Genomic DNA, 13,041 nt, shown 5'->3' with positions numbered 1-13,041 from the left:
CTCACTGCCAGCCGTAGCGCCGCACGTACCAGCGCTTCATCACCGTTGTCAGCAGCACATAGCCCGCCAAGATGCCCACCAGCCACGGAAAGTAAGCCAGCGGCAGCGCCTGCAGCTTGAAGTGCCCGGCCAGCGGCCCCATGGGGATGAAAATTCCCACCGCCATGATGAGCACCGTGGCCGCGAGCAGCGGCACCGAGGCCACGCTCTGCACAAACGGCAGCTTGGGTGTGCGGATCATGTGCACGATGAGCGTCTGCGTGAGCAGCCCCACCACAAACCAGCCCGACTGGAACAGGGTCTGCGCGCCCTCGTTGTTGGCGCCGAACACATGCCACATGACCGCAAACGTGGTGATGTCGAACACCGAACTGATCGGCCCAAAGAACACCATGAAACGGCCGATGTCACCGGGGTTCCATTTCAGGGGGTTGCGGATGAGTTCCTCGTCCACGTTGTCGAACGGGATGGCGATCTGCGACAGGTCGTACAGCAGGTTCTGCACCAGGAGGTGCAGTGGCAGCATGGGCAAGAAGGGCAGGAACGCACTGGCCACCAGTACCGAGAACACGTTGCCGAAGTTGGAGCTGGCCGTCATGCGGATGTACTTGAGCATGTTGCTGAAGGTCTTGCGGCCTTCCATCACGCCCTCCTCCAGCACCATCAGGCTTTTTTCCAGCAGGATGATGTCGGCCGCCTCCTTGGCAATGTCCACCGCGCTGTCCACACTGATGCCGATGTCGGCCGCCCGCAGCGCAGGCGCATCGTTGATGCCGTCGCCCATGAAGCCCACCACATGGCCGCTAGCGCGCAGCGCGCGCACCAGCCGCTCCTTGTGCAGCGGCGAAAGCTTGGCAAACACGTTGTGGGTGTCGGCCGCACGCGCCAGGGTGGCGTCGTCCATGGCGTCCACGTCCTTGCCCAGCAGCACGCCCTGCACAGCCAGGCCCACCTCGCGGCAGACCTTGAGCGTCACCAGTTCGTTGTCGCCGGTCAGCACCTTCACTGCCACACCGTGCGCTGCCAGCGCCTTCAGCGCGGGGGCGGTGGACTCCTTCGGTGGGTCCAGAAAAGCCACGTAGCCAATCAGCGTGAGGCCCGACTCATCGGCCACGCTGTACACGCTCTGGTGGGGCGGCGTCTCCTTCATGGCCACGGCCACCACGCGCAGGCCCTCGTTGTTCAGGCCGCGCGTCACCCCCAGCACCCGTGCGCGCAGGGTGGCTTCCAGCGGCAGGTCTTGCACACCGGTGTCTTCCACCACGCGCACCTGGGTGCACACGTCCAGCATTTCTTCCACCGCGCCCTTGCAGATCAGCTCGTGGTGGTCGTTGCGCTCGCTGACGATGACCGACATGCGCCGGCGCACGAAGTCGAACGGCACTTCATCGACCTTGCGGTAGTCCTGCGCCAGGCGCAGGTCGGTCTGCAACTCCACATGCTCCAGCACGGCATGGTCCAGCAGGTTCTTGAGGCCGCTCTGGTAGTGGCTGTTGAGGTAGGCAAAGGCCAGCACCTCGTCGCTGTCATGGCCAAACACGTCGGTGTGGCGCTCCAGAAAGATCTTGTCCTGCGTGAGCGTGCCGGTCTTGTCGGTGCACAGCACGTCCATGGCGCCAAAGTTCTGGATCGCGTCCAGCCGCTTGACCACCACTTTCTTGCGCGACAGCAGCACAGCCCCCTTGGCCAGGGTGCTGGTCACGATCATGGGCAGCATCTCGGGCGTGAGGCCCACGGCCACCGACAGCGCGAACAAAAAGGCCTCCAGCCAGTCGCCCTTGGTAAAGCCGTTGACCACCAGCACGATGGGGACCATGACCAGCGCAAAGCGGATCAGCAGCCAGCTAACGCTGTTGACACCCGCCTGGAACGCGGTGGGCGTGCGGTCGGTGGCCGTGACGCGCGTGGCCAGCGTGCCAAAGTAGGTGTGGTTGCCCGTGGCCACCACCAGCGCCGTGGCCGAGCCCGAGACCACGTTGGTGCCCATGAACAGCAGGTTGGTGGCGTCCAGCGCGCTGGTGCCGGGCTGGCTGCGCTCGGCAAATTTCTCGACCGGCAGCGACTCGCCCGTCATGGCCGACTGGCTCACGAACAGGTCCTTGGCCGTGAGCACGCGGCAGTCCGAAGGAATCATGTCGCCCGCCGACAGCACGATGTGGTCGCCCGGAACCAGCTGGTGGATGGGCAGCTCGCGCGGCGTGGCTACGGCCTCCGCGCCGCTGCGGCGCAGCACCGTGGCGGTGTTGCTGACCAGCGACTTGAGGCGCTCGGCCGCGCGGTTGGAGCGGCCCTCCTGCACAAACCGCAGCAGCGTGGAGAGCACCACCATGGCCAAAATCACGACGGTAGCCTCGTGGTCTTCGGTGAGGTACGAGATCAGTGCCAGCACCGTGAGCAGCACGTTGAACGGGTTCTTGTAGCAGTGCCACAGGTGCAGCCAGGCGGGCAGCGGCTTTTCGTGCTCCACCTCGTTGGGGCCGTGCTGGGCCAAGGCGGCGGCGGCCTGGGCGTCACTCAGACCCGCAGGGTCGGACTGCAGGCGCTCGATCAGTGGGAGCAAGTCATCGCTGGCGGCGCGCTGCAGCTCGCGGCTGAGCAGGTCGGGCGAGGTGGCGGGGGTGGGCGCACGGCCCAGGGTCAGCGTGTCCAGGATCAGCCGCCGCGCAAAGTGGCGCGTCACATGGCGGGTGTGCAGAAAGCGGTCGAACAGGTGGTGCAGGAAGCTCATGGCGGTCTCCCTAGCAGCAAGCGCTGACGGCGTTGCGCGTCACGGGCAGTGGTGCCGTGTGCGCAGAAATGTTGATGAAACGGAACATGGTGAGTCACTCCTTCTGGCCGGCAACGGCCAGAGGCGTGAGGCTCACGCCGTCACGCGAGCCATCGCCCCGGGCCCTGAGCCTGGTATGCAAAATTCAATGGGGATGTGGTGTGGGGCGGCGCTTCGGAGCGCCTGCGCGGGTCTGGGTCCATGGGGCCTCCTGGGTAGTGGTTGCAATACAGGCGTGGGCCGGCTTAAAGCGGCCGCACCCGGCGGCGCAATGCCCTCGCAGGCGGCTGGCCATGCAAATAGCAGCGAATGCGGTGCGTGGGCCACAACGTGGTGCCGTCAAGTTCGGCCACGGCTTGCAGGCTGCCAGCGGCCCCATGGGCAGGGCCCTGTGCGCCTGAAGGCAGCAATGCAGCATGCTCGGCGCGTTCAGCGCCAGGCGCCACCGCACGCTGAAAAAGGCTGGGCAGATCCACAACAAAAAAACGCATGGCCGTTGTCCTTGGCAGGCAGGGCGGAGCACGCAGACGCAGATGGGCGCCAGGGGGCACCGTCACAGCAGGCGGGCCATGCCCCAGCCAAAGGGGCGCGGCCCGTGCAGACGGCACAGATGCAGCAAAGCGGCAAGACGGTAAAGCCACCCACACCGCCATGGCCGACAGGGGCGCACGGGGTACAACAGGGGCTGGGAGAGACGGGGCCGGAGCTTGCACAAGGCAATCCACGGCCCGGGAGCGGGCGTCAGGAGGCCTGGCAGGCAGCAGCAGTCACGGCTTGCTGGGGTTCACTGCAACAACTGGCACTTTCCACGCTGGGGCTCCGGAAATGAAGGTGCGCGATTATTGCGCTGCAACATGACGAGGTCAATGCGTTTTTTTTGGCCCCGACGGTCACCCTTCAAACTGGGGATGCAACTGCCGGATGCGGTTCATGGCCATGGCCGCTGCTGCGGTGCGTGTTTCCACCCCCAGCTTGGCAAACACACGCTCCAGGTGCTTTTTGACGGTGGCAGGGCTGGCGCCCAGGATGTCGCCGATGTCGCGGTTGATCTTGCCCTTGACCACCCAGTACAGCACCTCGGCCTCGCGCGCGGTGAGCTTGAAGGACAGGCTCATGGATTCGATGATCTTGGCATCCGACACCTCGCGCATCACGATGAGCCAGTCGCCGCCGCCGGCGCTGTCGCCAGCCTGCTGGTGCAGGCGGAAGGTCAGCCTGCGGGCACCCTGCTCCACCGCAAGGCGCGGGGGCTCGGCCAGCGAAGCGGCCAGCAGCTCGGCCGCGTTGTCGGCCAGCACATGGCGACGCAGCCAGGCCTGCACCGGCTCGGGCGCCCATTGGCCGAAGGCGGTGGGCGCGCCGTCCGGGCCCACTTCACCAAAGTAACTTTGCAGCAGCTCGCGCGCCAGCGGGGTCTGCCACACGATGCGTCCGTCCACCGCACGCACGGTGATGCTGGCGTAGCCAAACGCATCGAGCGCGTTGCGCGCCTCGCGGGCCTGGCGCGCGTCCTGCCGGGCCTTGCGGGCAGAGCCCAGGTGCACCCCCATGCGCGCCATCACCTCGCGCGGCTTGATGGGCTTGGTGACGTAGTCCACGCCACCCGCCTCCAGCGCGGCCACCAGGTGTTCGGTCTCGGTGAGACCGGTCATGAAGATGATGGGAATGTGTGCAGTGGCGGGCGATGCTTTGAGGCGCCGGGCCACTTCAAAGCCGTCCATGCCGGGCATCATCGCGTCCAGCAATACGATGTCGGGCAGGGCCTGCGCGGCGCGCTGCAAGGCGGCCTCGCCATGCGTGGCCACCAGCACGGTGTAGCCCGACTCATCCAGCGCGTCGTGCAAGACGGCCAGGTTGTCCGGCACGTCGTCCACGATCAGCACCACATCGCTGTCGGTGCGGTCCAGCGCGGCACCCGGCGCGCCCGGGGCCTGGAAGGAAGGTGGGTTGGCGGTGGTCATCACGAGGGTGCCTGTTCCAGGATCTGGCCCATGGCGTCGAACTGGAACTGCTTGGCCAGCTGCCGCATGGTGCCCACAAAAGCGCTGTGCGCGGGCTGGCTGCGTTCAATGTCGTCCAGGGTGTTGAGAATGCCCCGGTAGTAGCCCAAAGACACTGCCTGCGCCAAAGCCGCCAGCGCAGTGGTATCGGGGTATGTGAGGGGTGCGGGCGCCGCAGAGGCCGCCGTGGGCGCTGGCCCCGTGGAGGCCTCGGCAGCCTCGTCGAATTGCCATTGCAGGCCCAGGCGGCGCTCCAGCCAGTCCAGCAGCTCGCTGTGGCGCACGGGCTTGACGATGAAGTCTTCGGGGCTGATCTCCACGTCATTGTCCAGCGCTTTGTCGAAGGCATTGGCGGAGACGATGGCACATTGCACGTCCGGCAACCGCATCTGCCGCACACGTCGCAGCGTCTCCCAGCCGTCGATGCCCGGCATGGCCAGGTCCATGAAGATGGCGTGCGGCCGGTAGCCGGTGGCCAGCAGGTCCAGCGCATCGTGGCCGCTGGCCGCCTGGCGCAGCTCAAAGCCCAGGGGTTCCAGCAGTTGCAGCAGCAGTTCGCGGTCGGGCTCCTCGTTGTCCACCACCAGGATGCGGCGGCGCTCGCCTGCATACCCCCTGCGGGCGCGCTGGGCTTGCACCGCCACGGGCGCCGCCGCCTTGCCCAGCACATCCCCATGCACCTCGGGCAGGAACAGCTTGACGTGGAACACCGAGCCTACGCCCGGCGTGCTGCTCACCGTCAGTTCACCGCCCATGAGCGCGGTGAGCATCTTGGCAATGGTCAGGCCCAGGCCTGCGCCCGGCGCGGCCGTGGTGCTGCCGCCGCCCGAGCCGCCGCGTGCAAAGGGCTCGAAGATGCGCTCGATCTCCTCGGCCGTGAGGCCCGGCCCCGTGTCCTGCACCTCGATGCGTGCCATCTCGCGCGCATGGCGCACGCGCAGGGTGACGGTGCCGTGCGCGGTGAACTTGACAGCGTTGCCCAGCAGGTTGATGAGGATCTGGCGCAGCCGCTTGTCGTCGGCGCGCACCACTTCAGGAATCACGCCTTGCACATCGAAAGTGAACGCCAGGCCCTTGGCGGCAGCTTGCAGTTCGAACAGGCTGGCCATCTCGTGCAGCCCGTCCGCAAAGCGCATGGGCGCCACCTCGAGCGTGAGCTTGCCCGACTCGATGCGCGCGATGTCGAGCGTGCCTTCGATGAGCGACAACAAATGCTCGCCGCCACGGCGGATCACATGCACCGCCTGCTTGCGGTGCGGCGGCACGCCCGCGTCTTCGCCCATGAGCTGGGCATAGCCCAGGATGCTGTTGAGCGGCGTGCGGATCTCGTGGCTGATGGCGCTGATGTAGCGGCTCTTGGCCTGGTTGGCCTGGTCAGCCGCGCGCTGAGCCGCTTCGGCCACCTGGCGCGCCTGCTCGGCCACGCTGCGCGCGGTCTGCAGCGCCTCATCAGTCTGGCGGTGCAGTTCGATCTCGCGCACCAAGAGGCCGGTCTGGCGGTTCGACTCCTCCTGCGCCACCTGGCGGCTCTTGTGCGCCAGCACCAGCCACCAGGCCACGATGCCCGAGATCACCAGCAGCGCGAGATATGCCTTGAGCAGGCCCGAGCGCAGCGCCACTTCGGGTGCCGCCATCACCTCGGTGTCCGTGGCCGCCTGGGCGATGGTGTTGAGCTCCTGGTGGTACAGCAGGCCCATCACCGAGGCCAGCAGCGGCGCAATCACCAGCATCAGCAGCAAAAAGTGCCCCAGGCCCGTGTCCAGGTAGCGCCACATGGCGCGCGGCAGCACCCAGCGCAAGGCGGCCGACCACTGCACCGCCATGCTCGCGTGGGGCTTGCAAAGGTCGCCGCAGCGCGCATCCAGCGTGCAGCACAGCGAGCAGATGGCGCCCCGGTACGCGGGGCACTGCGCCATGTCGGGCGCTTCGTACTCGCGCTCGCAGATCACGCAGCGCTGCACGGTGGTGCGCCGGTAACTGCCCACCTCTGTGCCCAGCCCCCCTTCGGCATTGCGGCGCAGCGGGCCATGCAGGGGCACCGCCACCACGTCGGCCAGCGCAACGGGCTCCGACTGGCGCGCAATGTAATAGCGCCCCCCGGTGGCCCAGGCAATGAGCGGCGCAGTGACAAAGGCCACCGCCATCGCGATCACGGCCGAGAACGCCTGCGGCAGCGGGCCGAACAGCCCCAGGTGCGCGCTGATGGACAGGATGGACGCCAGCGCCATCGCCCCCACGCCCACCGGGTTGATGTCGTACAGATGCGCGCGCTTGAACTCGATGCCCTTGGGCGACAGGCCCAGCGGCTTGTTGATGACGAGGTCGGCCACCACGGACATGATCCAGGCGATGGCGATGTTGGAGTACAGCCCCAGCACCTCGCCCATGGCGCGGAACACGTTCATCTCCATCAGCATGAAGGCAATCAGCGTGTTGAACACCACCCACACCACCCGCCCCGGGTGGCTGTGCGTGAGGCGCGAGAAGAAGTTGGACCACGCCAGCGAGCCCGCATAGGCATTGGTCACGTTGATCTTGAGCTGCGAGACCGCCACAAACAAGGCCGTGGCCGCCACCGCCCAGCCGTAGTTGGGGAACACATATTCATAGGCGGCCAGGTACATCTGGTTCGGGTCCACCGCCCGGTCGGCGGGGACCATGTGGGTGAGCGCCAGATAGGCGAGCAGCGCGCCGCCCAGCATCTTGAGCACCCCCAGCACCACCCAGCCCGGCCCGCCCACCAGCACGCCTAGCCACCAGCGCCCGCGCGTGGCAGGCGTGCGGGCGGGCATGAAGCGCAGGTAGTCAGCCTGCTCCCCCATCTGGGTGATGAGTGCAATGCCCACCGTGAGCGCCGCACCAAACAAGGGCAGTTGGAACGTGGTGCCGAGCATCGATTCACCACCATAGTGCACAACCCCGGAAAACGCACCAGGATCGCGCACCAACACATAGGCAAACGGCACCACCAGCATCACCAGCCACAGCGGCTGCGTCCACACCTGCAGGCGGCTGATGGCTGACACACCATGCGTGACCAGCGGAATCACCACAATGGCGCAGATGAGGTAACCCCAGGTGGGCGGGATGTCGAGTGCCAGCTCCAGCGCATAGGCCATCACGGCGGCCTCCAGCGCGAAGAAGATGAAGGTGAAGCTGGCGTAGATCAGCGAGGTGAGCGTGGAGCCGATGTAGCCAAACCCCGCGCCGCGCGTGAGCAGGTCCATGTCCACCCCATAGCGCGCCGCATACACGCTGATGGGCAGCCCCGCCAGGAAGATGATGAGCCCCGTGGCCACGATGGCCCAGAAGGCATTGATGAAGCCGTACTGCACCAGCAGCGTTGCGCCCACGGCCTCCAGGATCAGGAACGACGCCGCACCAAACGCCGTGTTGGCCACCCGCCATTCGGACCATTTGCGAAAGCGCTGGGGGGTGTAGCGCAGCGCGTAGTCCTCCATGGTCTCGGTGGCCACCCAGCTGTTGTAGTCGCGCCGGACCTTCACGACCTGCTGCGGCGCCTGCGCGTCGGCATCCGGCCCCAAGGCTGCTGCCGAGGCCGCGTCGGGCGGTGCAAGGGGGGCGGTGGAAAGGGGCATGGGCAAAGGACGACGGCAGCCCTTGCAAGTGCAGTTTCCATGCCACGATTCGCCTTCACGTCCAGCGCACCTTCGCCCTCTGGCGTATGGCGGGCACGGGGCTTGCTGCCTATGATGAATCCGCTGCCCTTCGGACCGCATGGCCATCGATGACGATTGCCCCGTGTGTCCGGCCTGGACAACCCGCCACACGAGCCCACCCCTCCTTACATTGAGCAGAACGACATGGAACTGACCCCTCGTGAGAAAGACAAGCTGCTGATCTTCACTGCCGCCCTGCTGGCCGAGCGCCGCAAGGCCCGGGGGCTGAAGCTCAACTACCCCGAGGCTGTCGCCCTGATCAGTGCCGCCGTGATGGAAGGCGCGCGCGACGGCAAGACCGTGGCGCAGCTCATGAGCGAAGGCCGCACCGTGCTGACCCGCGCGGACGTGATGGAAGGCATCCCCGAGATGATTCCGGACATCCAGGTGGAGGCCACGTTCCCCGACGGCACCAAGCTCGTCACCGTCCATCAGCCGATCGTCTGACCCCTTTTCTCCCCCTCTTCTCTCCGTGGAGCCCCCCCCATGCGCATCACACCCTCACACCGTCACACAGCCGCTCTTCTTTTCATAGCATCCAGTGCAATCAGTTCTAGCGCCTTCGCCCATACCGGCGCTGAATCCCACATCCACAACAGTTTTCTGAGCGGCTTGGCCCACCCCCTGTTCGGCCTGGACCACCTGGCCGCCATGGTGGCCGTGGGCCTGTGGAGCGCCCTGTCCGCGCGCCGTGCTGGACGCGAACTGCTGTGGGGCCCCGTGGGCTTTGCGGCCATGTTGCTGGCAGGCGCCGTGCTGGGCCTGCAGGGCGTGACACTGCCTGCGGTGGAGCCGATGATTGCCGCGTCGCTGCTGGCCACGGGCCTGCTCGTCGTGTCGCGCCTGCGCGTGCCCGGCCTCATGGCCGCGCTGGGCGTGGGCGTGTTTGCCGTCTTTCACGGCGTAGCCCACGGCGTCGAGCTGGCGGGCAGCCACAGCGCATTGCAAACCCTGGCGGGCATGCTGACGGCCACCGTGCTGCTGCATGGCGCGGGGCTGGCGGCAGGCTGGGCGCTGCGCCATCGCACCGTGTGGCTCAGCCGCGCTGCAGGCGCTGCCGTGGCGCTGATGGGTGGCGCTCTGCTGGCCCAGATGGCCTGACAGGTCTGACTGGCGTCATGCATACCGACACCGCAGCAGCTCCCCCCTCAAGGACCCGACCATGATCCCAGGCGAACTCTTTACCGAACCCGGCGAGCACGCGCTCAACACCGGCCGCCGTACGCTGACCGTGGTGGTGCGCAACACCGGCGACCGGCCCATCCAGGTGGGCTCGCACTACCACTTTGCCGAGACCAACAACGCCCTGGGCTTTGACCGTGCGGCTGCACGCGGCATGCGGCTCAACATCGCATCCGGCACCGCCGTGCGCTTTGAACCCGGCCAGGAGCGCACCGTGGAGCTGGTGGACTACGCAGGCGAGCGCCGCGTATTCGGCTTTCAGGGCCTGACCCAGGGCCCGCTGTAGCAAATTCAAGCCGAATTGGCCGATAGCGCCGGTATCAATTGCCCCAGCAGCTATCAAAAACATAGTAAACCGTTCTTGCGGAGCACCCCTCACATGGCAACCATTGGACGACGCGCCTACGCCGAGATGTTCGGCCCCACGGTGGGCGACCGCGTGCGCCTGGCCGACACCGAACTCATTCTCGAAGTCGAGGCCGACCACACCCTGCGCGCCGGCAGCTACGGCGAAGAGGTGAAGTTTGGCGGCGGCAAGACGATTCGCGACGGTATGGCACAGAGCCAGCGCAGCAATGCACAGGGCGCGGTGGACACAGTGCTGACCAACGCCCTGGTGGTAGACCACACCGGCATCTTCAAGGCCGACATCGGCCTGCGCGCAGGCCGCATCGCCGCCATCGGCAAAGCCGGCAACCCCGACACCCAGCCCGGCGTGGACATCGTCATCGGCCCCGGCACGGAGGTCATCAGCTGCGAGGGCAACATCGTCACCGCAGGCGGCATCGACAGCCACATCCACTTCATCTGCCCGCAGCAGATCGAAGAGGCCCTAGCCAGCGGCGTGACCACCATGCTGGGCGGCGGCACCGGCCCCGCCACGGGCACGCTGGCCACCACCTGCACGTCGGGCCCCTTCAACATGGAGCGCATGCTGCAGGCCGCCGACGCCTTCCCCATGAACCTCGGCTTCCTCGGCAAGGGCAACGCCAGCCTGCCCGATGCGCTGCACGAGCAGATCAACGCGGGTGCCATTGGCCTGAAGCTGCACGAAGACTGGGGCACCACGCCCTCGGCCATCAGCAACTGCCTGGATGTGGCCGAAGCCACCGACACGCAGGTGGCCATCCACAGCGACACGCTCAACGAATCCGGCTTTGTGGAGAACACCATTGCCGCCGTGGGCGGGCGCGGGATCTGCGCCTTCCACACCGAGGGCGCGGGCGGCGGCCATGCACCGGACATCCTGCGCGTGGTGGGCGAAGACAACTTTCTGCCCAGCTCCACCAACCCCACCATGCCCTACACGCACAACACGCTGGACGAGCATGTGGACATGCTCATGGTGTGCCACCACCTGGATGCCAGCATTGCCGAAGACCTGGCCTTTGCCGAAAGCCGCATCCGAAAGGAGACCATCGCGGCCGAAGACATCCTGCACGACCTGGGCGCCATCAGCATGATGTCGAGCGACAGCCAGGCCATGGGCCGCGTGGGCGAGGTCATCCTGCGCACCTGGCAGACGGCGCACAAGATGAAGGTGCAGCGCGGCAGCTTGCAAGGTGACACGGCCCGCAACGACAACACGCGCATCAAGCGCTACGTGGCCAAATACACCATCAACCCCGCGATTGCGCACGGCATCAGCCACGAGGTGGGGTCGCTCGAAGTCGGCAAGTGGGCCGACATCGTGATCTGGAAGCCCGCGTTCTTTGGCGTCAAGCCCGCGCTGATCCTGAAGGGCGGACTGATTGCCATGGCTGCGATGGGCGACCCCAATGCCTCCATCCCCACGCCGCAGCCCGTGCACTATCGGCCCATGTTTGGCGCGTTTGGCGGGGCCATCGCCAAAACGTCGCTCACCTTTGTCTCGCAGGCAGGGTTGGCTGCTGGCATTGGCGAGCGCTTTGGCCTGCGCAAGACGCTTTCCGCCGTGCGCAACATCCGCGGCATCCGCAAGCGCGACATGGTGCACAACAGCTACACGCCCAAGATGGAGGTGGACGCGCAGACCTACACCGTGCGCGCCGACGGCCAGCTGCTCACCTGTGAAGCGGCCACCGTGCTGCCCATGGCACAGCGCTACTTCCTGTTCTGAGGTCGCTTCCCATGAACGCCTTGCTGCAAGACCTGCGGATCCGCCTGGACGACCTGACCGATCCCCGCATCGAAGCCTTCATGCAGGAGCATTTGAAGGACATGCGTGCCACCTCACCACCGGAGAGCGTGCACGCGCTCGACATGGTGCAACTGCGCCAGCCTGAGATCCGCTTCTGGACGGCCTGGCGCGGCGAGGGCGAGCTGGTGGGTACCGGTGCACTCAAGCACCTGGATGCCGACCATGCCGAGCTCAAGTCCATGCGCACAGCAGCCAGCGTGCGTGGCCAGGGGGTGGGCCGGGCCGTGCTGGAACACATCCTGGGCCAGGCGGTGGACCTGGGCTACCAGCGCATCAGCCTGGAAACGGGCACCCAGCCCTTCTTTGAGCCCGCGCACCAGCTCTACCTGCGCTATGGCTTTACCGACTGTGCACCATTCGGCAGCTACCGGCCCGATCCCCACAGCCGCTACATGAGCCGCACCCTGTAGCGCATCCGCGCATCGCCTTTCGGCCAGGGCCACAATGTTGACCTCGCCTATCCGGCTCCGCCCTTCCCTCTTGCCATGATCCAGGTCTCCAAACTTCTCCCCCAAGGCCAAGGCCTCGCTCCCGTACTGCTCAAGCGCGCCACCACCATCGAGCTGGACTGGGACGTGCGCCAGAAAAGCCGCTTTGCAGCCACCGACTCGGCCGGACGCGCACTGGGCATCTTCCTGCCCCGTGGCACCCTGGTGCGCGGCGGCGATGTGCTGGTGGCCGAAGACGGTTCCATGGTGCGCGTGATCGCAGCGCCGCAGCCGGTGCTGGTCATCACCCACTGCCAACAACACGGCACACCGTTTGACCTGACCCGCGCCGCCTACCACCTGGGCAACCGCCACGTGCCCATCGAGCTGCAGCCCGACCACCTCAAGATCGAGCCTGACCACGTGCTGGCCGACATGCTGCGCGCCATGCACCTCATCGTGAACGAGCAAAACCTGCCGTTTGAACCCGAAGGCGGTGCCTATGCTGCGGGGCATGGCGGCGGGCACCACTATGGGGGTCACGGCCATAGCCACGACCACGAGCATGCTCACGCGCACGATCATGGCCATGACCACGGGCACACGCACACAGAGGTACCGGCTGCGGCCACGCCCCCGGCCCGAGGCCGCACGGTGTCCATCCCCGTGGTGGCCCAAGGGCACGTGCACGGCCCGAACTGCAACCACGACCACTGAGCCACTGCCCATGCGCCTGGACCGCCCCACGCCGCTGCCGGCCGCCAGCTTTTTGCAGCTGATGTGGCTGGCCTCCCCTGCACTGCCG

The 13,041-nt window shown here is 66.7% G+C and carries 10 protein-coding genes; 6 read left to right on the top strand and 4 right to left on the bottom strand.

The annotated features are described in order from the left end of the window. Position 1 precedes the first annotated feature (1 nt). The 4 genes from mgtA to ISS20_RS19185 all read right to left on the bottom strand — a co-directional run bounded on the left by mgtA (position 2) and on the right by ISS20_RS19185 (position 8,366). Positions 2–2,728, bottom strand: coding sequence for a magnesium-translocating P-type ATPase (gene mgtA, locus ISS20_RS19200; protein WP_291438603.1), 2,727 nt, complete (start codon positions 2,726–2,728; stop codon positions 2–4). 284 nt (positions 2,729–3,012) lie between these two features. Beyond that, entirely contained in the window at positions 3,013–3,258 is a 246-nt protein-coding gene (locus ISS20_RS19195) for a hypothetical protein (RefSeq protein ID WP_291438601.1), read from the bottom strand. Positions 3,259–3,657: 399 nt separating this feature from the next. Further along, positions 3,658–4,728, bottom strand: a complete 1,071-nt coding sequence (locus tag ISS20_RS19190; RefSeq protein ID WP_116749102.1) for a response regulator — start codon at positions 4,726–4,728, stop codon at positions 3,658–3,660. Then, on the bottom strand, positions 4,728–8,366 hold the full coding sequence (locus ISS20_RS19185) for an ATP-binding protein (protein WP_291438597.1): 3,639 nt from the start codon (positions 8,364–8,366) through the stop codon (positions 4,728–4,730). Before ISS20_RS19185 ends, ISS20_RS19190 begins: the two co-directional genes overlap by 1 nt. 225 nt (positions 8,367–8,591) lie before the next feature. Between ISS20_RS19185 and ISS20_RS19180 the strand changes: the two genes are divergently transcribed. The 6 genes from ISS20_RS19180 (at position 8,592) to ureE (ending at position 12,953) form a co-directional block, all read left to right on the top strand. Continuing rightward, positions 8,592–8,894: an urease subunit gamma gene (locus ISS20_RS19180; protein WP_015012806.1), complete on the top strand. Its 303-nt coding sequence runs from the start codon at positions 8,592–8,594 to the stop codon at positions 8,892–8,894. Between the two features lie 39 nt (positions 8,895–8,933). Next, positions 8,934–9,548: a HupE/UreJ family protein gene (locus tag ISS20_RS19175; protein WP_291438594.1), complete on the top strand. Its 615-nt coding sequence runs from the start codon at positions 8,934–8,936 to the stop codon at positions 9,546–9,548. 61 nt (positions 9,549–9,609) lie between these two features. After that, entirely contained in the window at positions 9,610–9,915 is a 306-nt protein-coding gene (locus tag ISS20_RS19170) for an urease subunit beta (RefSeq protein ID WP_056060586.1), read from the top strand. Between the two features lie 93 nt (positions 9,916–10,008). Continuing rightward, positions 10,009–11,727: an urease subunit alpha gene (gene ureC / locus ISS20_RS19165; protein ID WP_056060582.1), complete on the top strand. Its 1,719-nt coding sequence runs from the start codon at positions 10,009–10,011 to the stop codon at positions 11,725–11,727. A gap of 11 nt (positions 11,728–11,738) precedes the next feature. Then, entirely contained in the window at positions 11,739–12,218 is a 480-nt protein-coding gene (locus ISS20_RS19160) for a GNAT family N-acetyltransferase (RefSeq protein ID WP_121943634.1), read from the top strand. A 75-nt stretch (positions 12,219–12,293) separates the two neighbouring features. Continuing rightward, complete coding sequence (gene ureE / locus ISS20_RS19155; RefSeq protein WP_291438589.1) at positions 12,294–12,953, top strand: urease accessory protein UreE; 660 nt, start codon at positions 12,294–12,296, stop codon at positions 12,951–12,953. The last annotated feature ends 88 nt before the right edge of the window (positions 12,954–13,041 follow it).

It is taken from the genome of Acidovorax sp. (assembly GCF_016783915.1).
GTDB lineage: Bacteria > Pseudomonadota > Gammaproteobacteria > Burkholderiales > Burkholderiaceae_C > Acidovorax.
This window is presented reverse-complemented; position numbering and strand designations above follow the sequence as displayed.

Coding starts and splice junctions, on each gene's coding strand:
- mgtA (WP_291438603.1), bottom strand. CDS start 2,728: ATGAGCTTCCTGCACCACCTGTTCGACCGCTTTCTGCACACCCGCCAT.
- ISS20_RS19195 (WP_291438601.1), bottom strand. CDS start 3,258: ATGCGTTTTTTTGTTGTGGATCTGCCCAGCCTTTTTCAGCGTGCGGTG.
- ISS20_RS19190 (WP_116749102.1), bottom strand. CDS start 4,728: ATGACCACCGCCAACCCACCTTCCTTCCAGGCCCCGGGCGCGCCGGGT.
- ISS20_RS19185 (WP_291438597.1), bottom strand. CDS start 8,366: ATGCCCCTTTCCACCGCCCCCCTTGCACCGCCCGACGCGGCCTCGGCA.
- ISS20_RS19180 (WP_015012806.1), top strand. CDS start 8,592: ATGGAACTGACCCCTCGTGAGAAAGACAAGCTGCTGATCTTCACTGCC.
- ISS20_RS19175 (WP_291438594.1), top strand. CDS start 8,934: ATGCGCATCACACCCTCACACCGTCACACAGCCGCTCTTCTTTTCATA.
- ISS20_RS19170 (WP_056060586.1), top strand. CDS start 9,610: ATGATCCCAGGCGAACTCTTTACCGAACCCGGCGAGCACGCGCTCAAC.
- ureC (WP_056060582.1), top strand. CDS start 10,009: ATGGCAACCATTGGACGACGCGCCTACGCCGAGATGTTCGGCCCCACG.
- ISS20_RS19160 (WP_121943634.1), top strand. CDS start 11,739: ATGAACGCCTTGCTGCAAGACCTGCGGATCCGCCTGGACGACCTGACC.
- ureE (WP_291438589.1), top strand. CDS start 12,294: ATGATCCAGGTCTCCAAACTTCTCCCCCAAGGCCAAGGCCTCGCTCCC.